The sequence below is a fragment of the Salinicola sp. 4072 genome (genome assembly GCF_036663415.1).
GTDB lineage: Bacteria > Pseudomonadota > Gammaproteobacteria > Pseudomonadales > Halomonadaceae > Salinicola > Salinicola salarius_A.
The window spans coordinates 20,791-42,777 of record NZ_JAXOVV010000015.1 but is presented as its reverse complement, the minus strand read 5'-3'; the positions used below and the strand labels follow the sequence as shown (position 1 = coordinate 42,777).

The window sequence follows — 21,987 nt, the reverse complement described above, 5'->3', positions numbered from 1 at the left end:
TTGATCATACCCGACACAAGACGCTACTGCGAAGAGCGACCATGGCCGACGAAAACCAAGAATTGCGTAAGGCAGGCCTGAAGGTCACGCTGCCACGCGTCAAGATTCTGCAAATCCTCGAAGCGACTCGCATGGAAGAAGAGCTCCATATGAGTGCCGAGGACGTCTACAAGGCGCTGCTGGAGTCGGGAGAAGATGTCGGGCTGGCCACCGTATATCGCGTCTTGACGCAATTCGAGGCGGCAGGGCTGGTCGTACGACATAACTTCGACGGCGGTCACGCGGTTTTCGAGATGTCCCAGGAAGAGCACCATGACCATATGGTGGATCTGGAATCCGGAGAGATCGTCGAGTTCTATGACGAAGAGATCGAGCGTCGTCAGCGCGAGATCGTCGAGGAACATGGCTATGAGCTGGTCGAGCATGCACTGGTGCTCTATGTCCGCCCCCGCGGCTCCAAGGCCACGCGTCAGGATGGCATCAAGAAGTAAGCGCTACTGACCCGCATTGCAAAACGCCGACCTTAGGGTCGGCGTTTTTCGTTTGGGTGCCTTTACAAGGCCGGGTTCGGGCTGATGCCCCGCTGCAGCCGATACCCGGTGAGTCAGCGCCTGGCGGAGCGGCGCTGGGGCTCGCAGTGCGCGAGTCAGTGCGCCGAGTTCTGACTGGCCGCCAGCATTTCGCGAGCGTGCGCCAACGTCTGATTGGAAAGTTTGACCCCGCCCAGCATTCGCGCCAGTTCGCGTACCCGGCCAGCCTCGTCCAATTGCGCCATTTCGGTGCGAGTCTCGTTGTCATTCGAGCGCTTCTCGATATGCAGATGCTGATGGGCCTGCGCGGCGACCTGCGGCAGGTGGGTGACGGTCATGACCTGGGCATCGCTACCTAGCCGACGCAGCAGTTGGCCGACGATTTCGGCGGTCGCGCCGGAGATGCCGACATCTACCTCATCGAAGACCAGCGTCGCCAGCGTGCTGTGGCTTGCGGCTACGACCTGAATCGCCAGGCTGACGCGCGAGAGCTCGCCGCCGGAGGCTACCTTGGCCAGCGGCCGTGGGGGTTGGCCCGGATTGGCGCTGATCTGCAGGCTGACCCGGTCCAGGCCGTGAGGCTGGGGCGTTTCCAGTGGCGTGACATCGACGGCAAAGCGAGCCTTGTCCATTCCCAGAAACGCCAATTGCTCCTGAACCTGCTGGGCGAAAACCGTGGCGGTGCGCTGGCGCGTCTCACTGATCTGTTTGGCGGCGTCGCGGTACTGCTGGCGCAGGTCGTCGAGCCTGGCTCTTAGCGTTTCGAGATCGTCGTCGCCGCTATCGAGCGCTTCCAGCTCGCCGCTCAGCCGGCGGTGCAGGTCGTGCAGCTCTTCCGGCATGACGTGATGTTTGCGGGCGATGCGATGAATCTCGCCGAGCCGCTCATCGACCCAGGCCAGGCGCTGCGGGTCGAGCTCGGTCGACTCGACATAGTGGTGGAGCTCGCGAGCGGCTTCCTCGAGCTGGATCTGTGCATCGTTCAGCATCACCAGAGCCTCGGACAGGCTGCCGCGATCGCTGCCGGGCACCCGGGATAGCCGTTGGGTCGCCTGAGACAAAAGGGTCAACGCGCCGCTCTCGTCGTGATCGCAGCTGTCGGCGGCGAACTGCGCCTCGCGCAGGCTCTCCTCGAGATGCGCCAGCGTCTCCTGTTCCTGTTCCAGGCTCTTCAGCTCGTCGGCCTGCAGATCGAGCTGATCGAGCTCCTCGACCTGATAGCGCAGCAGCTGGCGCTTGGCCTGACGCTCCTCGTCGTTCTCGCTGCGCTCGCGATACTGCCGGCGCAATGCGTGCCATTGACGATGCAGCTCGCCAAGCTCGGCCACCGCCTTGTGGTGGCCTGCCGCGTCGTCGAGCAGACGACGGTGAGTGTCCTCGTTGAGCAGTGCCTGATGCGCATGTTGACTATGCACGTCGATCAGACATTCGCCGAGCTCGCGCAGATCCGCGATAGTGCAGGGCTGGCCGTTGATCCACGCCTTGGAGCGTCCGCTGGCGGTGACGACGCGCCGCAGCAGGCAGTCGTCCGTGGCGAGCTCCCGCGCCGCCAGCCAGGCCTTGGCGTCGTCGCGTTCGGTGATATCGAAGCGGGCGCTCAGGTCGGCGCGGTCGGCACCATGGCGAACGCCGCCGGCATCCGCGCGCTCTCCCAGGCAAAGCCCCAGCGCCCCGAGCAGGATCGATTTGCCGGCGCCGGTCTCGCCGGTAATGGCGGTCATGCCGGCCTGAAACTCCAGGTCCAGTGTGTCGACGATAGCGAAGTCACGAATGGCGAGTTGAATCAGCATGCTGCCTCCCGGGATCGATGGCGGCCATACGGGGTCTGTTGGGCGATCGAGATCTGGCGGTGAACGATCGGGTCATTACTGTCTGGTTGTTTATACAGTAGTCGAAAACCCCGTTCAACGGCTGTGGCGACGGCTCGAAAGATCGGTGCTTGAGATCTGAATCGATAGCCCCATATAGGCAGACAACTCCGACGCTTGTCGAATCACGCTTTGTCGAATAACCGTCACAACACCTTGCCAGGAGAGACTCATGGCTAGAGATCCGCAGAATCCCGTAGACGAAGAACTCGAGCGCGCCGAACGCGACGGCGAGCCGCAACAGCAGACCACCAACGAGGCGTTGGACGGCGACCTGGAGCAGTTCGCGGAATCGCTCGAACACGAGGCGGATGACATCGAAGGCCAGGCCAATCCCGAAGCCGAAGTGCTGGCGGCCAGGGTCGAGGAGCTCGAGCAGGCGCTGGCGGAGGCCAAGGATCAGTCGATGCGTGCCGCTGCCGAAGCCCAGAACGCTCGCCGTCGGGCAGAGCAGGACGCCGACAAGGCAAAGAAGTTCGCGCTCGAGAAATTCGTCAAGGAGCTGCTGCCGGTCGTCGACAGCCTTGAGAAGGGCTTGGAAAGCATGCAGGAGGTCGACGAGACGCACCGGGAAGGGGTCTCGATGACGCTCAAGATGCAGCTCGACGTATTGAGCAAGTTCGGCGTCGAACAGCTCGAACCGCAGGGCGAACCGTTCGACCCGCAGTTCCACGAGGCGATGACAATGGTGCCCAACCCGGAGCTGGAGCCCAACACCGTGATGGATGTCATGCAGAAGGGATACACCCTGAACGGGCGATTGATCCGCCCGGCGATGGTGGTGGTCAGCAAGACAGCAGGCTGAGACAACAGGCTGAAGAGGGCCGCTATCGGTTCGACTCGGCGCTGTATCGGAATCGTCGATGAGGACTTGAAAGGCGCTTAGCAGCCCCCACATAGCAGTCAATCGCGCAGCAAGCGCCGTCATCAAAACGAATTCAGTCGTCAACGAATAGTTATGAGGTGAGGAATTATGGGACGCATCATTGGCATTGACCTGGGTACGACCAACTCCTGTGTCGCCGTACTCGATGGTGACAAGACCCGCGTGATCGAAAACGCTGAAGGCGGCCGCACGACGCCTTCCATCATCGCTTACACCGAAGACGGCGAAACGCTGGTCGGTCAGGCGGCCAAGCGTCAGGCGGTCACCAACCCCAAAAACACGCTCTACGCCATCAAGCGTCTGGTGGGTCGCAAGTTCAAGGACGACGTCGTCCAGAAAGACATCAAGATGGTGCCTTACGAGATCGTCGAAGCCGATAACGGTGATGCCTGGGTCAAGGTCAACGACAACAAGCTGGCGCCGCCGCAGGTCAGCGCCGAAGTGCTGAAGAAGATGAAGAAGACCGCCGAAGACTATCTCGGCGAGGAAGTGACCGAGGCGGTCATCACCGTACCGGCCTACTTCAACGACTCTCAGCGTCAGGCAACCAAGGACGCGGGCCGTATCGCCGGTCTCGAAGTCAAGCGCATCATCAACGAGCCGACGGCTGCCGCGCTGGCCTACGGCATGGATCGCTCCACCGGTGATCGCACCATCGCGGTCTACGACCTGGGTGGCGGTACATTCGATATCTCGATCATCGAAGTGGCCGACGTCGACGGCGAGAAGCAATTCGAAGTACTGGCGACCAACGGTGATACCTTCCTGGGTGGCGAAGACTTCGACCTCAAGCTGATCGACTACCTGGTACAGCAGTTCAAGAGCGACTCCGGCATCGATCTGTCCGGCGACAGCCTGGCCATGCAGCGCCTGAAGGAAGCTGCCGAGAAGGCCAAGATCGAGCTCTCCTCTGCGCAGCAGACCGAAGTCAACCTGCCGTACATCACGGCTGACAACACCGGTCCCAAGCACTTGGCGATCAAGGTGACGCGCGCCAAGCTGGAATCGCTGGTCGAAGATCTGGTTCAGCGTTCGCTCGGGCCCTGCAAGACGGCCATGGAAGACGCCGGCCTCTCCAACAGCGAGATTCACGACGTGATTCTGGTCGGCGGTCAGACGCGCATGCCGATGGTCCAGAGCAAGGTTGCCGAGTTCTTCGGCAAGGAAGCGCGCAAGGACGTCAACCCGGACGAAGCCGTCGCCATGGGCGCCGCGATTCAGGGTGGCGTGCTCGGCGGTGATGTCAAGGACGTGCTGCTGCTCGACGTCACGCCGTTGACGCTGGGTATCGAGACGCTGGGTGGCGTGATGACCCCGCTGATCGAGAAGAACACCACGATCCCGACCAAGAAGACGCAAACGTTCTCGACCGCCGAGGACAACCAGACGGCCGTGACGATTCACGCGCTGCAGGGCGAGCGTAAGCAGGCAGGTCAGAACAAGTCTCTGGGTCGTTTCGACCTGGCCGACATTCCGCCGGCGCCGCGCGGTGTGCCGCAGATCGAAGTGGCGTTCGACCTGGACGCCAACGGTATCCTTAACATCACGGCGAAGGACAAGGCGACCGGCAAGGAACAGTCGATCGTGATCAAGTCCTCCAGTGGTCTCTCGGACGAAGAGATCGACCAGATGGTCAAGGATGCCGAGGCGCACGAAGCCGAGGACAAGAAGTTCGAAGAGCTGGTCCAGCTGCGCAACCAGGCCGACGGCATGATCCACGCCTCGCGCAAGACGCTCGAAGAAGCCGGCGACAAGGTCGATGCCGAGGAGAAGAGCAAGATCGAGGCCGCGATCAGCGAGCTCGAGGAAGCGCTCAAGGGCGACGACAAGGATGCCATCCAGGCGAAGCTGGATGCCTTGACCGAAGCCTCCGGCAATCTGGCCCAGAAGATGTACGCCGAGCAGGGCGAAGGTGCTGGCGCGCAGGCCGGTCAACCGGGCGACGATGCCCAGTCCAGCGGCAAGAAAGAGGATGACGTGGTTGACGCCGAGTTTGAAGAAGTCAACGACGATCAGAAAAAGCAATAACCACGACGTCTGACGTCGTGTGACCGGCAGTAGCGCGGGAGCCAGTGAAGACTCCCGCGTTGCTGTTTCCACGGCGTCGACACGGAGGCGGACTCAGTAATGTCCCAACGTGACTATTACGAAGTATTAGGCGTCGACAAGGGCGCTGACGGCAAGGACATCAAGAAGGCGTATCGCCGGCTGGCGCAGAAGTATCATCCGGACCGCAATCCGGACGACCAGCAGGCGGCGGAGAAATTCCGTGAAGTTTCCGACGCCTACGAGGTGCTTTCCGACAGCGAAAAGCGCGCCGCCTACGATCAGTTCGGTCATGCGGGCGTCGACGGTCAGGCCGGCGGTTTCGGCGGCGGTGGCTTCGGCGGCGGTGGCTTCGGCGGTGCCGGGGCCGGTGGTTTCAGCGACATCTTCGGCGACGTGTTTGGGGATATCTTCGGTGGCGGCGGCGGGCGGCGCAACCCGAACGCGCCGCAGCGTGGCAGCGACCTTCGCTACAACCTCGAACTCGATCTCGAGAGCGCGGTGTTCGGTACCACGGTCGACATTCGCGTGCCGCGGCACATCGAATGCGGGCATTGCGATGGCAGTGGCGCCGAGCCGGGCTCCAGCAAGGAGACCTGCCCGACCTGTCACGGCCAGGGCCAGGTACGGATGCAGCAGGGCTTTTTTGCCGTGCAGCAGACCTGCCCGACCTGTCACGGCAGTGGCCAGAGCATCAAGGTGCCGTGCCGCAAGTGCCATGGCGAAGGCCGCGTTCGCGAGACGCGCACGCTGTCGGTGAAGATTCCGGCGGGTGTCGATACCGGCGATCGCATTCGGCTCAACGCCGAAGGCGAATCCGGGCTCAACGGCGGCCCCGCGGGCGATCTGTACGTCCAGGTCGAGATCAAGGCGCACCCGATCTTCGAGCGCGACGGCCGGCACCTGCACTGCGAAGTGCCGATCAACTTCGTCGACGCGGCGCTGGGTGGCGAACTGGAAGTGCCGACGCTGGAAGGCCGGGTCAAGCTCAAGATCCCGCCCGAAACCCAGACCGGCAAGCTTTTTCGGCTACGTGGCAAGGGCGTCAAGCCCGTTCGCGGCGGCCCGGCGGGCGATCTGCTCTGCAAGGTGGTGACCGAGACCCCGGTCAACCTCAACGAAGAGCAGAAAGACCTGCTGCGCAAGTTCCAGGACAGCCTGGGCAGTGCCAGCCGCCACTCGCCCAAGAAAGAGGGCTGGTTCGACGGCGTGAAGCGCTTTTTCGAGGATATGAAGCCGTAACGCTCCAGAACCGGCGTTTTGATACGAGCCCAGTCCGGTATTGCCGGGCCGGGCTTCGTTTTTTGTACGGGCTCGCGTTAGGCTCAAAGTCTCACCCTCTCGCTCGGAAATGCTTGCATGGACCTGCTGACCTTCGTTCTCGCCGCGCTCGGTTTCGCTTATCTGCCGGGGCCGGCAATGCTCTATACCGCTGCCCAGACCCTGGGGCGAGGTCGACGCGCTGGCTGGCAGGCGGTATTGGGCGTGCATCTGGGCTGCTACATGCATGTGATCGCCGCCACCCTTGGCCTGGCGGCGCTGTTTGCCGCCGTACCGCCCGCCTACGTGGCGATGAAGCTAATTGGCGGTGGCTATCTAATCTGGGCCGGCATTCGCCTGTGGCGCCAAGGGCTCGGCGAGGCACCGATGCTGGATGAACGAGCTTCGGCGCGTCGGGTATTGCGTGACAGCTTCCTAGTCGAGCTGCTTAACCCCAAGACGGCGCTATTCTTCGTCGCTTTCCTGCCACAGTTCGTGCAGCCCGAAGCGGACATGGCGATGACTTGGCAGCTGGTCTGCCTGGGCATCGCCACCAACCTGATTTTCTCTTCCGCCGATGTCGTCACGGTGCTGTTGGCGTCGCCGCTGCGGCGCTGGATAACGAGAGGTAAGGGGCGTTCATCGTGCTGGTTGCAACGAGTGGGTGGTGGTGTGCTTGGCGGGTTGGGTATTCACGGCCTACTGCATGCCAGCCGCTAAGACCATGACGCGGTCTACGACTACTGATACCCAGCCAATCGCCGTCATGCAGGCCGAAATCCCCGGCATGGCGATGCTCTACTACTTCACTTCGAAGCAGCTCAGCAGGGTGCGCTGTCTCAGGCTGAAGTTGTCGTCGCTGACCATCAGGTAGCGATGTTCGCCGATATGGGTCAGGCCTTCGAAGTTGTCCACCGACCAGCCGTCGCTGTTGGAGAGCCTGGCCAGCTCGCTGATCTCGACGCCGCCATCGTCATCGAGATGGGCACGACGCAGCCGGATCACGATCGATGCCGGCGGCGTATAGGCGCGCTCCAGAGTCAGCAAGTCACCATCCAGGCTTTCCATCGCGGTCAGGGCGCTATTGGCATTGGCCGCTAGCGGATAACGCCACGCCTGCCGGTCGTCGAGGGTAAAGAGCCGGGTCACTTTCTCGGGCCAGTCGTCGGGTGGATTTTCGATGCCGCCCACTAGCCCATGCCCGGATAGCAACGCAATCGCCTCCAGTCCGCCATTGGATTGGATGCCCGACAACCCCTCGGGGCGATGCGCCGGTTCGCTGGCGATACCCGAAGGCAGGAAGCGTTGCCAGCGGGCGTTGCTTTTTACATTTCCCGCCGCATCACTCTCCGCGCCACCTTCGAAACCTATCACCAACTGAGTGTTGCCGCGGATGCCGTCGTCCGCGTTTTCCAGCGACAACGCTTCGGCGTCGCTTTCGGCGCTTGCCAGAATGGCGCCGTCCTCGTCGCGCAGCGGATAGGTGTCCAGCGGTTCGTAATCACGGAGTTCGCCACTGCCATCGAACGTCAGCCGGGCGCGATGCAGCCAGCCTCGATCCGAGATCAGGAACAGCATCGCCTCGTCTTCGTCCCAGCCGAGACCGGAAAGCCCACCTACCGGCGTGCCATCCTGCCACTCGCCAGGTAAAGACAGCGTGCCGCACCACTCGATGTTCGGCGTGCTCGCCAGCAGGTCCGCCGGGGCGATGGCCGTGCGATGGGGCGTGGCACTGCAGCCGGTGAGCCACGCCACGGTGATGGGTAGCAGAACAGAAAAGAAGCGAGGCGGCATGGGCTGGTGGCTCCCCGAAGTCGTCGACGTCACCCAGTGTAGCCCGTGCCGACGGTAAGACGTCGGCTGATATACTGTTGCCACTGACGATCACCAGCGTAGCCAGGCTGCGCCAAATGAAGGTAACGGGAGGAAGCATGACGCGGATTGCGATCATGGGAGCGGCCGGACGGATGGGGCGCATCTTGCTGGAAGCCACGCACAATAGCGAAGCCGCGCAACTGGGAGCGGCGATCGTGCGTCCCGATAGTTCGCTCCTCGGATGCGATGCCGGTGAGATGGCTGGGCTCGGCAAGCTGGGCGTCGCCTTGCGGGGATCGCTGGATGAAGTCAGGGAGGAATTCGATGTCCTGATCGACTTTTCCACCCCGGCCTTGACCCTCGACAACCTCGCCTGGTGCGCCGACAACGGCAAGGCGATCGTGATCGGCACGACGGGGCTCGACGAAGCCCAGCTGAAGACGCTGGACAGCCATGCCGACCGGCTTCCGATGGTGTTCGCGGCCAACATGAGTACGGGCATCAACCTGACAGTGAACCTGCTCAAGACCGCGGCCAGGGCGCTGGGGGATGCCGGCTACGATATCGAAGTGATCGAGGCGCATCATCGTCACAAGGTCGATGCGCCCTCCGGCACGGCGCTGATGCTGGGCGAGGCGGTGGCCGAGCCGCTGGGACGTGACCTGAAGACCCACGGAGTATTCCAGCGCGTCGGCCAGGTCGGCCCCCGCGATCCCAAGGAGATCGGGTTTGCCACGGTGCGGGGCGGCGATATCGTCGGCGAACATACGGTGCTGTTCGCCGCCGAAGGGGAGCGCATCGAGATTACCCACAAGGCCTCGAGCCGCCTGACCTTCGGTAACGGTGCGGTCAGGGCGGCAGTCTGGGTGGCCGAGCGAGCTGCTGGACGTTACGACATGCAGGACGTGCTGGGATTGAAAGTGTAGCGCAATAATCGAAAGGCCAGGCACGAACGTCTGGGCGCCGAGGAGCGCCGTTCAAGGCATCATCCGGTCGAATTGCGATCGGTACTGGAGCCGGGCGTTGGTTTCCGGTATCATTTCGCCAATTTGGCCGGGCCAGAGCCGCAGGCAATAGATTCGCCGCAGATGATGCAGCAGTCGGGACAATAGGCGGGATGAAACCGGTTTTTCCGGATTTCGTCCCGCTTTTTTACGACCTTGCGGCGGCTCGTCCGACCAATGCTCGAAGCAGGGGCGTGATGCTAGACCTCGACGTAATGTGTTGATGACCAGTTAAGGAGGATGTTGCCTTGAACAGACCCGCGATACTGGCTCTCGAAGACGGCAGTGTATTTTACGGTACTGCGATCGGAGCTGATGGGCAAACCAGCGGGGAGGTGGTCTTCAATACCGCCATGACCGGTTATCAGGAAATCCTCACCGATCCCTCCTACACCCGCCAGATCGTTACGTTGACCTACCCGCATATTGGCAATACCGGCGTCAATCTCGAAGACGTCGAATCGGATCGCATCTGTGCGGCCGGTTTGGTGATTCGGGACTTGCCGCTGATCGCCAGCAATTTCCGCAGCACGATGTCGCTTTCCGAGTATCTGACCGCGCAGAACGTCGTCGGCATCGCCGACATTGATACCCGCCGCCTGACGCGCATTCTGCGCAACAAGGGTTCGCTGAATGGTGCGATTCTGGCCGGTGATGCCGCCCAAGGCGATGACGCCGTCGAGCGGGCGCTGGCGGCGGCTCGCGACTTCCCGGGGCTCAAGGGGATGGACCTGGCCAAGGAGGTCTCGTGCGAGTCCACCTATGAATGGACTGAGGGCGAATGGACGCTGGGCCAGGGTTACGCCGATACCGCCAGCGGTGAGCGGCCTTATCACGTGGTCGCCTACGACTACGGGATCAAGCACAACATCCTGCGCATGCTCGCCTCTCGCGGCTGCCGCCTGACCGTGGTGCCGGCCCAGACGCCGGCCAGCGAGGTGCTGGCGATGAACCCGGACGGTGTCTTCCTGGCCAACGGCCCGGGCGACCCCGAGCCCTGCGACTACGCGATCAGCGCGATCCGGGAAGTGCTCGAGACGGATATCCCGGTCTTCGGTATCTGCCTGGGTCATCAGCTGCTGGCGCTGGCCGCGGGTGCCAGGACGGTGAAGATGAATCATGGTCACCATGGCGCCAACCATCCGGTCCAGGATCTCGACAGCGGCCAAGTGATGATCACCAGTCAGAACCATGGCTTTGCGGTGGACGAAACCAGCCTGCCCGGAAACGTGCGCGCCATTCATCGTTCACTGTTCGACGGCACGCTGCAGGGCATCGAACTGACCGATCGTCCGGCGTTCAGCTTCCAGGGCCATCCGGAAGCGAGCCCGGGGCCACAGGATGTCTCGCCGCTGTTCGATCGGTTCGTGACGATGATGCAGCGTCGTCAGCAAGCCGCTTGAGTCAGCAGCGGCGGTTTGGAATTCAGTCTATCGGGTCGGCGCCAGTCGTCGACACCCTCATTTTCGACGAGTGTTAGCGCATGCCAAAACGTACGGATCTCGACAGCATTCTGATCATCGGCGCCGGCCCCATCGTTATCGGGCAGGCGTGCGAATTCGACTACTCCGGGGCCCAGGCCTGCAAGGCACTGCGTGAAGAGGGCTACCGCGTCATTCTGGTCAACTCCAATCCGGCGACCATCATGACTGACCCGGTGATGGCCGATGCCACTTACATCGAGCCGATCACCTGGCAGGCGGTGGAGCAGATCATCGAGAAGGAGCGCCCGTCGGCGATCCTGCCGACCATGGGCGGGCAGACCGCGCTCAACTGTGCGCTGGAGCTCGACAAGCACGGTGTGCTCGAGAAGTACGGCGTGGAGATGATCGGCGCCAACGCCAACGCCATCAACAAGGCCGAAGATCGCGACCTGTTCGACAAGGCGATGAAGAACATCGGCCTCGAGTGCCCCAAGGCCAAGGTCGCTCATACCATGGACGAGGCGTGGAAGATTCAAGCCTCGCTCGGGTTTCCGGTGATCATTCGCCCCTCCTACACCATGGGCGGTTCCGGCGGCGGCGTGGCCTACAACAAGGAAGAGTTCGAGGAGGTCTGCGATCGCGGCTTCGAGCTTTCCAACAACCACGAGCTGCTGATCGACGAGTCGCTGCTGGGTTGGAAGGAGTACGAGATGGAGGTCGTTCGCGACAAGAACGACAACTGCATCATCGTCTGTGCGATCGAGAACTTCGACCCGATGGGCGTGCATACCGGCGACTCCATCACCGTCGCGCCAGCGCAGACGCTGACCGACAAGGAGTACCAGATCATGCGCAACGCATCCCTTGCGGTGCTGCGCGAGATCGGCGTCGAGACCGGTGGCTCCAATGTCCAGTTCGGCGTCGACCCGGACACCGGGCGCATGGTCGTGATCGAGATGAACCCGCGCGTGTCGCGTTCCTCGGCGCTGGCTTCCAAGGCGACCGGCTTCCCGATCGCCAAGATCGCCGCCAAGCTGGCGGTGGGCTATACCCTGGATGAGCTCCAGAACGACATCACCGGTGGCGCCACGCCGGCCTCCTTCGAGCCGTCGATCGATTACGTCGTCACCAAGATTCCGCGCTTCACCTTCGAGAAGTTCCCCCAGGCCAACGACCGCCTGACCACGCAGATGAAGTCGGTCGGCGAGGTGATGGCGATCGGCCGCACCTTCCAGGAGTCGATGCACAAGGCGCTGCGCGGCCTGGAAATCGGTGTCGACGGGCTCGATCCGAAGATCACCGACTTCAATGCCGAGAACATGGCGCTGATCAAGGGCGAACTGCAGGCCGCCGGTGCCGACAGGATATTCTATATCGCCGATGCCATGCGCAGCGGCATGAGCGTCGACGAAGTCTTCGCGCTCACCAACATCGATCGCTGGTTCCTGGTCCAGCTCGAGGATCTGGTGCTGGCCGAGGCAGCCGTCGCCAAGCGCTCGCTGCACGACTTGAGCGCCGACGATCTCTACCGTCTCAAGCGCAAGGGCTTCTCCGACGCGCGTCTGGCATCGCTGCTGGGCGTCTCCGAAGGCGAGTTCCGCCAGCGCCGGCAGCAGCTCGACATTCGCCCGGTCTACAAGCGGGTCGACACCTGCGCGGCGGAGTTCGCTTCCGACACGGCCTACATGTACTCCACCTACGAGGAGGAGTGCGAAGCGGAGGTCAGCGATCGTCAGAAGATCATGGTGCTCGGCGGCGGTCCCAACCGTATCGGCCAGGGGATCGAGTTCGACTACTGCTGCGTGCATGCGGCGCTGGCCATGCGTGAAGACGGTTACGAGACCATCATGGTCAACTGCAACCCGGAAACCGTCTCCACCGACTACGACACCTCGGATCGCCTCTATTTCGAGCCGGTGACGCTGGAAGATGTGCTCGAGATCGCCGACAAGGAGAAGCCGGTCGGAGTGATCGTGCAGTTCGGCGGCCAGACCCCGCTGAAGCTGGCGCGTGCGCTGGAGGCAGCCGGCGTACCGATCATCGGCACCACGCCGGATGCCATCGACCGCGCCGAAGACCGCGAACGTTTCCAGAAGATGATCGACAAGCTGGGCCTCAAGCAGCCGCCCAACGCGACCGCGCGCAGCTTCGAGGATGCCTTTGCCAAGGCCGAGAAGATCGGCTATCCGCTGGTCGTTCGTCCGAGCTACGTGCTCGGCGGCCGCGCCATGGAGATCGTCTATACCGCCGAAGAGCTCGAGCGCTACATGACCCACGCGGTCAAGGTCTCCAACGATTCGCCAGTACTGCTGGACCATTTCCTCAATGCGGCGATCGAGATCGACATCGACGCGGTCAGCGACGGCGAGCAGGTGGTGATCGGCGGCATCATGCAGCACATCGAGCAGGCCGGCGTCCACTCCGGCGACTCCGCCTGTTCGCTGCCGCCGTACTCGTTGCCCGCCGAGGTGCAGGACGAGATGCGCGAGCAGGTCAAGCGCATGGCGGTCGAGCTCAACGTGGTCGGGCTGATGAACGTGCAGCTGGCCTGGCAGGATGGCGAGATCTACATCATCGAGGTCAACCCGCGCGCCTCGCGCACCGTGCCGTTCGTCTCCAAGTGTATCGGCACGTCGCTGGCGCAGATCGCGGCGCGCTGCATGGCTGGCAAGACGCTGGTCGAGCAGCAATTCACCCGCGAGATCATTCCGGGGTATTTCAGCGTCAAGGAAGCGGTGTTCCCGTTCAACAAGTTCCCCGGAGTCGATCCGATCCTGTCGCCGGAAATGAAGTCGACTGGCGAGGTGATGGGCAGTGGTGCGACCTTCGCCGAGGCCTTCTACAAGGCCCAGCTGGGCGCAGGCGAAGCGATTCCCAGGCTGACCGGCGAGCGCCAGGCATTTCTCTCTGTGCGCGACCCGGACAAGCAAGGTGTTATCGAGGTAGCGCAATCTCTGCTAGCCTTGGGCTTCAGTTTAGTGGCAACGCGTGGCACGGCCAGGGCTCTGGAAGAGGCTGGTCTGTCCGTTGCTGTCGTCAACAAGGTTTTTGAAGGCCGTCCGCATATCGTCGATCTGCTCAAGAACGACGAAATCGCCTATATCGTGAATACCACGGAAGGCCGCCAGGCGATCAATGATTCCTCGGTCATCCGGCGCACTGCGCTGGCTCGCAAGGTGCCCTATGCCACGACGCTGGCGGGTGCGCGGGCCGTATGCATGGCGCTGGAGTACGGTAACGAGATCACGGTGCGGCGGCTGCAGGAACAGCACGCAGGAGTAGTTCATGAATAAGGTCCCGATGACCGTCCACGGCGAGCAGGCCTTACGCCAGGAGTTGGAGCAGCTGAAGGGCGTCGAACGCCCGCGAGTGATCAGTGACATTGCGGAAGCCCGGGAGCACGGCGATCTCAAGGAGAACGCCGAGTATCATGCTGCCCGCGAGCAGCAAGGGTTCATCGAGGGGCGCATTCAGGAGATCGAGGGCAAGCTGTCGTCGGCACAGGTCATCGACGTGACCAAGATGCCGAAGACTGGCAAGGTAATCTTTGGTGTTACCGTCGAACTGCTCAATCTCGAAACCGACGAAGAGGTGCGTTACCGGATCGTCGGCGAGGACGAAGCCGATATCAAGGCCGGCAAGATTTCGATCACCTCGCCCATCGCGCGAGCGCTGATCGGCAAGCAGGAAGGCGACGTGGTCAACGTTCGCACGCCAGGTGGCGACGTGGAATACGAAATTTCCAGCGTCGAGCATCTCTAAGCTACGAGCTACGAGCTACGAGCTACGAGCTACGAGCTACGAGCTACGAGCTACGAGCTACGAGCTACGAGCTACGAGTTACGAGTTACGAGTTACGAGCCGAAAAAAAAACCGCGACATCGTCGCGGTTTTTTCGTATGGAAAGGTCAATGCTCATTTCGCAACGCGCGGCTCGCGCGCTCAGTGACGTCCGTGGTGGTCTTCGGCGCGCTGAATGTTGGAGAGTTTCGGGTTGGCCTTGGGGTTGTGGCGATAGAGCAGTGCCACTTTTCCCAGCGTCTGGACCAGTTCCGCGCCGGAAAGCTCGACCAGTTCCTCGACCATGGCCTGGCGCTCCTCGCGCTCGGGAATCGCCAGCTTGATCTTGATCAGTTCGTGGTCGCGTAGCGCGCGCTCGAGTTCCTGCTGGGCACCTTCGCTCAACCCGTTTTCACTGACGGTGACGATCGGCTGCAAGTGGTGGCCGATGCTGCGGAAGGCTTTCTTTTGTGCGGATGATAGGCTCATGATAGTCTGACCGTTGAACTTCGCGATAATTGTCAGCGGTGCTGCAATCGGTCTCACCACCGCACTGTCGAAACGCGTCATGGTACGGGTTTCGGTCGCAACAGGAAAGATGTCGTCGACTCAGAAGGCGTATCCCGAGGGTGGCAGGAATGCCCGGAGGACATGAAGACAGGCGCCATCGGCTCTTTCGCTTCAGGCTTCGAGCCTCGCATCTCCGCTATACGTACTTTGACTATTCTTCAGGTGACCATCAGTGGCGCGCTCTTCCGGTTCAGGCCCCAAATCCAGCTCCGACAAGACCGGGTCTTCTACTCGGCAGAGCAAAAGCAGCGCTGGCTGGTTGAAGGAGCATTTCGATGATCGCTACGTGCAGCAGTCATGGAGAGACGGTTATCGTTCGCGTGCAAGCTATAAGTTGCTGGAACTGGACGAGCGTGACAAGTTATTGCGCACAGGCATGACGGTGATCGATCTGGGGGCCGCTCCTGGCGGCTGGAGCCAGATTGCCGCGGAGAAGGTCGGCAGCGAAGGCCTGGTGATTGCCTCCGACATCCTGGAAATGGATGCGTTGGCGGGCGTCAGCTTCATACACGGCGATTTCACCGAAGAAAGCGTGCTGGAATCGATTCTGGCAGAGCTGGGCGGTCGCCCCGTCGATCTGGTGCTTTCCGACATGGCGCCGAACATGAGCGGCATGGCGGCGATCGACCAGCCACAGGCGATGTATCTGGTCGAGCTGGCGCTCGATCTCGCGAAACAGACGTTGTCGCCCGGCGGCCATTTTCTGGCCAAGGTATTTCAGGGCGAAGGATTCGATGACTACCTGCGTGATCTGCGAGGCAGCTTCCGCAAGGTGGTGACGCGCAAGCCGGAGGCATCACGGGCCCGTTCTCGCGAAGTCTACCTGCTGGCGCAAGGATTTCAGGTCTAGGCTTGCAAGCGTGGTTGAACGCCCCCATCTGGTGTAGTGTCAGATCACGGCAAGCGCAGGCAGCAAGATTCGTACTACGAGGGTGGTGTCTTGAACGACATGGCGAAGAATTTAATTCTCTGGTTGGTCATCGCGGCTGTGCTGCTGACGGTGTTCAACAACTTTAGCGTCGATAGCTCGCCGCAGACGACGAGCTATTCGCAGTTCGTGCAGCAGGTCCAGAACGACCAGGTGCGTAGCGTGACCATTGATGGCTACACCATCAATGGCGAGCGCAGGGACGGCACGCAGTTCCAGACAATCCGCCCGGCGGCGCAGGATCCCAAGCTGATGGACGACCTGCTGGCACATGACGTCACCGTCGTCGGCCAGAAGCCGGAAGAGCAGAGCCTGTGGACGCGCTTGCTGATTGCCAGCTTCCCGATCCTGCTGATTCTGGGCATCTTCGTCTTCTTCATGCGCCAGATGCAGGGCGGCGGCAGTGGCCGAGGCGGCCCGATGAGCTTCGGCAAGTCGAAAGCCAAGCTGCTGAGCCAGGATCAGATCAAGTCTACCTTTGCCGACGTCGCGGGCTGTGACGAAGCCAAGGAAGAGGTCGTCGAACTGGTCGACTTCCTCAAGGATCCGTCGAAATTCCAGCGTCTGGGCGGTCAGATTCCGCGCGGCGTGCTGATGGTGGGGCCGCCGGGTACGGGCAAGACGTTGCTGGCCAAGGCGATCGCCGGCGAGGCCAAGGTGCCGTTCTTCAGCATTTCGGGTTCGGACTTCGTCGAGATGTTCGTCGGTGTGGGTGCATCCCGTGTCCGTGACATGTTCGAACAGGCCAAGAAGCAGGCGCCGTGCATCATCTTCATCGACGAGATCGACGCTGTCGGCCGCCATCGTGGCTCCGGCATGGGTGGCGGTCACGATGAGCGCGAGCAGACGCTGAACCAGCTGCTGGTCGAGATGGACGGTTTCGAAGCCAATGACGGCATCATCGTCATCGCGGCGACCAACCGTCCGGACGTGCTGGACCCGGCACTGCTGCGCCCCGGCCGCTTCGACCGTCAGGTCACCGTGCCGCTTCCCGACATTCGGGGACGTGAACATATCCTCAACGTTCACCTGCGCAAGGTGCCGATGGGTGACGGCGTGCAGGCGAGCATCATTGCCCGTGGTACGCCGGGTTTCTCCGGTGCCGACCTGGCCAACCTGGTCAACGAGGCAGCGCTGTTCGCGGCGCGCCGCAACCGCCGCACCGTGGGCATGGAAGAGCTGGAGCTGGCCAAGGACAAGATCATGATGGGCGCCGAGCGCCGGTCCATGGTCATGTCGGAGAAGGATAAGCTGAACACCGCTTATCACGAGTCCGGGCACGCCATCATCGGCCTGGTCATGCCGGAGCACGATCCGGTCTACAAGGTCACCATCATCCCGCGCGGCCGAGCGCTGGGCGTCACCATGTTCCTCCCCGAGGAAGATCGTTACAGCTACTCGCGGCAGCAGATCATCAGTCAGCTTTGTTCCCTGTTCGGCGGCCGTATCGCGGAAGAGATGACGCTGGGGCCGAATGGCGTGACCACCGGCGCTTCCAACGACATCAAGCGTGCTACCGAGCTGGCGCACAGCATGGTCGCCAAGTGGGGTCTGTCCGAAGAGATGGGGCCGTTGATGTACGACGAGGACGAGTCTCATCAGTTCCTCGGCGGGCCGGGCCAGGGCGGCGGCAAGCTGACCTCCGGCGAGACATCGACCCGTCTCGACAAGGAAGTGCGTCGCATCATCGACGAGTGCTACGCGATGGCGCGCAAGATCCTCGAGGACAACCGCGACAAGCTCGACTTGATGGCAGAAGCGCTGATGCAGTACGAGACCATCGATGCCGCGCAGCTCAAGGACATCATGGAAGGTCGTAAACCGCGTCCGCCGAAGGATTGGGGCGACGACGGACCGACTTCGGGGTCCGGCCGTCCTGTCGACGATCCGGAGCCACAGCCGAGCGGTGAAGGCACGCCGGATGACGAGTCGGGGAATCGGCGGCCCTCGGATCCGCTAGGCGGGTCATCGGGGCTATAATGTGATCCGATGATGAAATGAAATGGCAGATTTGCAGCGGGGCGTCAGAAATGACGCCCCGCTGTATTTCGGCCGGTTGCGTAGCCCTCTCGGCCTGCCTAGAGTGAACGCTTTTGTGAGCGACGGACTTCAATGACAGATTCGGTACCCACCAGCGCCCGATTGCGCTGTGGTCAACATCATCTCGACCTTTCACGCCCCTGCGTCATGGGCATTCTCAATGTGACCCCGGATTCATTTTCGGATGGTGGTCGACACGACCGGCTGGATGATGCCCGTCGTCATGCCGAACGTCTGCTGCGAGAAGGCGCTGCCATCATCGACGTCGGCGGCGAGTCGACACGGCCGGGGGCCGAGCCGGTGACGCTGGAAACCGAACGGGAGCGCGTGTTGCCCGTGGTCGAGATGCTGGTGTCGGAGTTCGATGCGCTGGTCTCGGTCGACACCAGTGCGCCCGAACTGATGCGGGAAGTCGCCGAAGCCGGTGCCGGCATGATCAATGACGTGCGCTCGCTGACGCGCCCAGGCGCGCTCGAGGCGGCGGCGGACACTGGTCTGCCCGTGTGTCTGATGCACATGCTGGGAAAGCCGCAGACGATGCAGCAGGCGCCGCACTACGATCGCCCCGTTGAAGCTGCCGTCGCCGATTTCCTGCGCGAGCGTATCGCGGTTTGCGAGGCGGCGGGCATCGCGCGGGAGCGGCTGCTGCTGGACCCGGGTTTCGGCTTTGCCAAGACGCTGGAGCACAACCTGCGGTTGCTCAATCGCATGGATGCGCTGGAAGCGCTGGGACTGCCGTTGCTCGTGGGAATGTCGCGCAAGAGCATGATCGGACAGGTACTGGAGCGCCCCGTCGATCAGCGCTTGCCTGGCGGGCTGGCGTTGAGCGTGATGGCGGTCGAGCGGGGCGCTAGAATCATCAGAGTGCATGATGTTGCGCCCACGGTCGATGCCATCAATATGGCTTGGGCAGTACTTCAGGAACGACCAGCTTCAGGAGCGAGGCGATCATGAGTAGACGTTATTTCGGTACCGACGGGATTCGCGGCACCGTTGGAGAGTATCCCATCACCGCCGACTTCATGCTGAAGCTGGGCTGGGCCATGGGCCGAGTGCTGGCGCGCAAACTGAGCAGCCATCAGGCTCGGCAGAAGTCCGCCCAGTCGACGCGGCCCAAGGTGATCATCGGTAAGGACACGCGCATTTCCGGGTACATGTTCGAATCGGCACTGGAAGCGGGGCTTTCGGCTGCCGGGGCCGATGTCTCGTTGCTCGGGCCGATGCCGACACCGGGCATTGCCTATCTGACACGCACGTTCCGAGCCGATGCCGGGATCGTGATTTCGGCATCGCATAATCCCTATCAGGATAACGGCATCAAGTTTTTCTCGGCGGAAGGGCTGAAGCTCGCCGACGAGGTCGAGACCGAGATCGAGAACGAGCTCGACAAGCCGCTGGAGACCATGGCGCCGAACCAGCTCGGCAAGGCGGTCCGTATCAATGACGCCGCCGGACGCTACATCGAGTTCTGCAAGTCCACGGTTCACAATCGCCTCGAGCTGCACGGTTTGCGAATCGTGCTGGACTGCGCCCATGGCGCGACCTATCACATCGCACCCAACGTCTTTCGCGAGCTCGGTGCCGATGTCAGCGTGATCGGCGGCGAGCCCGACGGTCTCAACATCAATCAGAACGTGGGCTCGACGCATACCGAACGCTTGAGCGAGGCGGTTCTGGCGCGCCAGGCCGACCTGGGTATCGCGTTCGACGGCGATGGCGATCGCGTCCTGATGATCGATCGGCACGGAAAGCTGGTAGACGGCGACGAGATCCTCTATATCATCGCTCGTGACCTGCACGCTCGCGGTAAATTGAATGGCGGCGTCGTGGGCACGCTCATGACCAATTTCGGCCTGGCGGCAGCCTTCGAGAAGCAGGGGATTCCCTTCGAGCGGGCCAAGGTGGGGGATCGTTATGTCGTCGAACGTCTGCTCGCCAACGACTGGCTGCTGGGAGGCGAGGCCTCCGGTCATATCGTCTGCCGCAACGTGCAGACCACTGGCGACGGTATCGTTTCCGCGCTGCAGGTGCTGGCAGTGATGGTGCGGGAAGAGGTGCCGCTGGAGCAGTTGCTGGAAGGCTTCGAAAAGGCACCGCAGTCGCTGGTCAACGTGCGCCTGCCGAGCAACTATGATGCCAGGACCTTGCTGGACAGCGAGGCGCTGCGCCAGACGGTGAGCTCGGTCGAGGATGAGCTTGGCGGCAGTGGTCGAGTGCTGTTGCGTCCTTCGGGCACCGAGCCGCTGATCCGAGTCATGGTAGAGGGGCGGCCGCGCTTCGACGTCCAGGCCATGGCGCAGCGAATTGCCGATAGTGTCGAAACTCTGATTGCCTGAGCCGACCAGATAGCCAAGAGCACTTGTTGTCTTGCTGTCAAGGCTCTTATACCATGTCGCACCACCGACAGGAGGTTGCATGCGCAAGCCGCTGATCGCGGGTAACTGGAAGATGAATGGCTCGGCGGAATTGATCGAGACGTTTGGCCGAGCATTTGCCGAGACGGATCTGGCGTCGTCGGTCGATGTCGTGATCCATCCTCCGTTTCCCTATCTCGATGCTGCACGCCGCGCCTTTGCGGATACGTTCGTCGGCCTGGGAGCGCAGACGCTCAATCCGTTGCATTCCGGTGCCCGGACCGGGGAAGTCAGCGGGCAGATGCTCAGCGAGTTCGGGGTCGAGTACGTATTGGTCGGCCACTCCGAGCGTCGCCAGCTCTATCATGAGAGTGATGAACAGGTTTATGAGCGCGTGATAGCGGCGCTCGGCGCAGGGCTCAAGCCGATTCTCTGCGTGGGTGAAACCCTTGAAGAACGTGATGCCGGCCGATCCGAGGATGTCGTGCTGCGCCAGGTGGGATACGTCATGGCCCGGCTTGAGCCGGGGCAGCGCCAGCAGATGACGATCGCCTACGAGCCCGTCTGGGCCATCGGCACCGGGCGTACGGCGACGCCAGAGCAGGCTCAGCAGATGATGGCTGCGATACGCGGCTATCAGGCCGGTTTCGATCGTGAACTGGCCGATGCATTGCGTCTGCTCTATGGCGGCAGCATGAATGCGGGTAACGCCCAGGAGTTGCTCGCGCAGCAAGATATCGACGGCGGCCTGATCGGCGGTGCGTCGCTCAAGGTCGACGATTTCACAGCGATTTGTCAGTCAGCAGGTTGATTTCATGCAGATAGCGATTTTGTTGGTTCACGTTCTGGCCGCCATTGCATTGGTGGTACTGGTCCTGCTGCAGCAGGGCAAGGGTGCCGAGGCCGGTGCAGCTTTTGGTGGCGGGTCCTCGCAGACCGTCTTCGGGTCACGCGGCAGTGGCGGGTTCCTGTCCAAGCTGACCGGCGGTCTGGCAGCGCTCTTTTTCGTCACCTCTCTGGGGTTGGCCTATTTCGCGACCAGCGCCAGCAGCGCGCCGCAGAGCGGTATTCCCGATGCGCAAGTGATCGAACAGCAACATAATGGTGCGCCGACCCTTGACGACGGCGACCAAAGCGGGAATAATGCTGCGCCAGCACTCGAGGAAGATGGCGGTCAGAAATCGTCAAATCCTTGAGTGGAAAGGAAATTCACAGCCTTCGATGAAGCGGTTGAAAGCAGTGAATTGGTGTGGCGCCTAGGCGCTGCACGCCCCTGATGCCGAAGTGGTGGAATTGGTAGACACGCTATCTTGAGGGGGTAGTGACCTTACGGTCGTGCGGGTTCAAGTCCCGCCTTCGGCACCATCGTCAAGTCTTCCGGTCGAGCTGATTCGGACCTCTTAACGATACGCAAGACGATTCTTGTGAAAAGAATCAGGCGATATCGCGGCCTTCCTTGACCCATCCCAAGGTCGTTCCTAT

At 62.0% G+C, this 21,987-nt stretch carries 18 protein-coding genes and 1 tRNA gene; 16 read left to right on the top strand and 3 right to left on the bottom strand.

Features of this window, described 5'->3' with window-relative positions:
* Nucleotides 1-41 precede the first annotated feature (41 nt).
* Nucleotides 42-491, top strand: coding sequence for a ferric iron uptake transcriptional regulator (fur, locus tag R3F72_RS11430; RefSeq protein ID WP_071230959.1), 450 nt, complete (start codon nucleotides 42-44; stop codon nucleotides 489-491).
* Between the two features lie 155 nt (nucleotides 492-646).
* Here fur and recN read toward each other — a convergent pair whose 3' ends face one another.
* Nucleotides 647-2,320, bottom strand: a complete 1,674-nt coding sequence (recN, locus tag R3F72_RS11425) for a DNA repair protein RecN (RefSeq protein WP_087718623.1) — start codon at nucleotides 2,318-2,320, stop codon at nucleotides 647-649.
* A 250-nt stretch (nucleotides 2,321-2,570) separates the two neighbouring features.
* Between recN and grpE the strand changes: the two genes are divergently transcribed.
* The 4 genes from grpE (at nucleotide 2,571) to R3F72_RS11405 (ending at nucleotide 7,310) form a co-directional block, all read left to right on the top strand.
* Nucleotides 2,571-3,203: a nucleotide exchange factor GrpE gene (grpE, locus tag R3F72_RS11420; RefSeq protein WP_087718622.1), complete on the top strand. Its 633-nt coding sequence runs from the start codon at nucleotides 2,571-2,573 to the stop codon at nucleotides 3,201-3,203.
* Nucleotides 3,204-3,371: 168 nt separating this feature from the next.
* Nucleotides 3,372-5,312 (top strand): molecular chaperone DnaK, encoded by a 1,941-nt coding sequence (gene dnaK / locus R3F72_RS11415; RefSeq protein WP_087718621.1) that lies wholly within the window; start codon nucleotides 3,372-3,374, stop codon nucleotides 5,310-5,312.
* Between the two features lie 99 nt (nucleotides 5,313-5,411).
* Nucleotides 5,412-6,572, top strand: a complete 1,161-nt coding sequence (gene dnaJ, locus R3F72_RS11410; RefSeq protein WP_087718620.1) for a molecular chaperone DnaJ — start codon at nucleotides 5,412-5,414, stop codon at nucleotides 6,570-6,572.
* 117 nt (nucleotides 6,573-6,689) lie between these two features.
* On the top strand, nucleotides 6,690-7,310 hold the full coding sequence (locus R3F72_RS11405) for a LysE family translocator (protein ID WP_332779698.1): 621 nt from the start codon (nucleotides 6,690-6,692) through the stop codon (nucleotides 7,308-7,310).
* A gap of 81 nt (nucleotides 7,311-7,391) precedes the next feature.
* Here R3F72_RS11405 and R3F72_RS11400 read toward each other — a convergent pair whose 3' ends face one another.
* On the bottom strand, nucleotides 7,392-8,384 hold the full coding sequence (locus R3F72_RS11400) for an esterase-like activity of phytase family protein (RefSeq protein ID WP_332779697.1): 993 nt from the start codon (nucleotides 8,382-8,384) through the stop codon (nucleotides 7,392-7,394).
* A gap of 137 nt (nucleotides 8,385-8,521) precedes the next feature.
* Between R3F72_RS11400 and dapB the strand changes: the two genes are divergently transcribed.
* The 4 genes from dapB to greA all read left to right on the top strand — a co-directional run bounded on the left by dapB (nucleotide 8,522) and on the right by greA (nucleotide 14,595).
* Nucleotides 8,522-9,331 (top strand): 4-hydroxy-tetrahydrodipicolinate reductase, encoded by an 810-nt coding sequence (gene dapB, locus R3F72_RS11395; RefSeq protein WP_332779696.1) that lies wholly within the window; start codon nucleotides 8,522-8,524, stop codon nucleotides 9,329-9,331.
* A 326-nt stretch (nucleotides 9,332-9,657) separates the two neighbouring features.
* The gene (gene carA / locus R3F72_RS11390; RefSeq protein ID WP_332779695.1) at nucleotides 9,658-10,812 is read left to right on the top strand and encodes a glutamine-hydrolyzing carbamoyl-phosphate synthase small subunit; all 1,155 of its coding nucleotides are present in this window, start codon (nucleotides 9,658-9,660) and stop codon (nucleotides 10,810-10,812) included.
* 80 nt (nucleotides 10,813-10,892) lie between these two features.
* Nucleotides 10,893-14,126: a carbamoyl-phosphate synthase large subunit gene (gene carB / locus R3F72_RS11385; RefSeq protein ID WP_332779694.1), complete on the top strand. Its 3,234-nt coding sequence runs from the start codon at nucleotides 10,893-10,895 to the stop codon at nucleotides 14,124-14,126.
* Complete coding sequence (greA, locus tag R3F72_RS11380; protein ID WP_332779693.1) at nucleotides 14,119-14,595, top strand: transcription elongation factor GreA; 477 nt, start codon at nucleotides 14,119-14,121, stop codon at nucleotides 14,593-14,595. The genes carB and greA overlap by 8 nt, the downstream gene beginning before the upstream one ends.
* A gap of 180 nt (nucleotides 14,596-14,775) precedes the next feature.
* On the opposite strand, the gene yhbY is transcribed toward greA, so the two are convergent.
* Entirely contained in the window at nucleotides 14,776-15,102 is a 327-nt protein-coding gene (gene yhbY / locus R3F72_RS11375) for a ribosome assembly RNA-binding protein YhbY (protein WP_332779692.1), read from the bottom strand.
* Between the two features lie 253 nt (nucleotides 15,103-15,355).
* Between yhbY and rlmE the strand changes: the two genes are divergently transcribed.
* From rlmE to R3F72_RS11340, 7 genes are all read left to right on the top strand, one after another.
* A complete protein-coding gene (gene rlmE / locus R3F72_RS11370; protein WP_332779691.1) occupies nucleotides 15,356-16,033 on the top strand; it encodes a 23S rRNA (uridine(2552)-2'-O)-methyltransferase RlmE in 678 nt (225 codons plus the stop codon).
* Between the two features lie 90 nt (nucleotides 16,034-16,123).
* The gene (ftsH, locus tag R3F72_RS11365; RefSeq protein WP_087718613.1) at nucleotides 16,124-18,091 is read left to right on the top strand and encodes an ATP-dependent zinc metalloprotease FtsH; all 1,968 of its coding nucleotides are present in this window, start codon (nucleotides 16,124-16,126) and stop codon (nucleotides 18,089-18,091) included.
* Between the two features lie 132 nt (nucleotides 18,092-18,223).
* Nucleotides 18,224-19,105, top strand: a complete 882-nt coding sequence (folP, locus tag R3F72_RS11360) for a dihydropteroate synthase (protein ID WP_256961138.1) — start codon at nucleotides 18,224-18,226, stop codon at nucleotides 19,103-19,105.
* On the top strand, nucleotides 19,102-20,487 hold the full coding sequence (gene glmM, locus R3F72_RS11355; protein WP_071230941.1) for a phosphoglucosamine mutase: 1,386 nt from the start codon (nucleotides 19,102-19,104) through the stop codon (nucleotides 20,485-20,487). The genes folP and glmM overlap by 4 nt, the downstream gene beginning before the upstream one ends.
* A gap of 79 nt (nucleotides 20,488-20,566) precedes the next feature.
* Nucleotides 20,567-21,316 carry a triose-phosphate isomerase gene (tpiA, locus tag R3F72_RS11350; RefSeq protein ID WP_332779690.1) on the top strand — a complete coding sequence of 250 codons (750 nt, stop codon included), beginning with the start codon at nucleotides 20,567-20,569 and terminating at the stop codon, nucleotides 21,314-21,316.
* A gap of 4 nt (nucleotides 21,317-21,320) precedes the next feature.
* A complete protein-coding gene (gene secG / locus R3F72_RS11345; protein ID WP_071230939.1) occupies nucleotides 21,321-21,701 on the top strand; it encodes a preprotein translocase subunit SecG in 381 nt (126 codons plus the stop codon).
* Between the two features lie 82 nt (nucleotides 21,702-21,783).
* Nucleotides 21,784-21,870, top strand: a tRNA-Leu gene (locus R3F72_RS11340).
* The last annotated feature ends 117 nt before the right edge of the window (nucleotides 21,871-21,987 follow it).

Coding starts and splice junctions, on each gene's coding strand:
- greA (WP_332779693.1), top strand. CDS start 14,119: ATGAATAAGGTCCCGATGACCGTCCACGGCGAGCAGGCCTTACGCCAG.
- recN (WP_087718623.1), bottom strand. CDS start 2,320: ATGCTGATTCAACTCGCCATTCGTGACTTCGCTATCGTCGACACACTG.
- R3F72_RS11405 (WP_332779698.1), top strand. CDS start 6,690: ATGGACCTGCTGACCTTCGTTCTCGCCGCGCTCGGTTTCGCTTATCTG.
- carB (WP_332779694.1), top strand. CDS start 10,893: ATGCCAAAACGTACGGATCTCGACAGCATTCTGATCATCGGCGCCGGC.
- yhbY (WP_332779692.1), bottom strand. CDS start 15,102: ATGAGCCTATCATCCGCACAAAAGAAAGCCTTCCGCAGCATCGGCCAC.
- dnaJ (WP_087718620.1), top strand. CDS start 5,412: ATGTCCCAACGTGACTATTACGAAGTATTAGGCGTCGACAAGGGCGCT.
- R3F72_RS11400 (WP_332779697.1), bottom strand. CDS start 8,384: ATGCCGCCTCGCTTCTTTTCTGTTCTGCTACCCATCACCGTGGCGTGG.
- fur (WP_071230959.1), top strand. CDS start 42: ATGGCCGACGAAAACCAAGAATTGCGTAAGGCAGGCCTGAAGGTCACG.
- folP (WP_256961138.1), top strand. CDS start 18,224: ATGACAGATTCGGTACCCACCAGCGCCCGATTGCGCTGTGGTCAACAT.
- secG (WP_071230939.1), top strand. CDS start 21,321: ATGCAGATAGCGATTTTGTTGGTTCACGTTCTGGCCGCCATTGCATTG.
- dapB (WP_332779696.1), top strand. CDS start 8,522: ATGACGCGGATTGCGATCATGGGAGCGGCCGGACGGATGGGGCGCATC.
- tpiA (WP_332779690.1), top strand. CDS start 20,567: ATGCGCAAGCCGCTGATCGCGGGTAACTGGAAGATGAATGGCTCGGCG.
- grpE (WP_087718622.1), top strand. CDS start 2,571: ATGGCTAGAGATCCGCAGAATCCCGTAGACGAAGAACTCGAGCGCGCC.
- glmM (WP_071230941.1), top strand. CDS start 19,102: ATGAGTAGACGTTATTTCGGTACCGACGGGATTCGCGGCACCGTTGGA.
- dnaK (WP_087718621.1), top strand. CDS start 3,372: ATGGGACGCATCATTGGCATTGACCTGGGTACGACCAACTCCTGTGTC.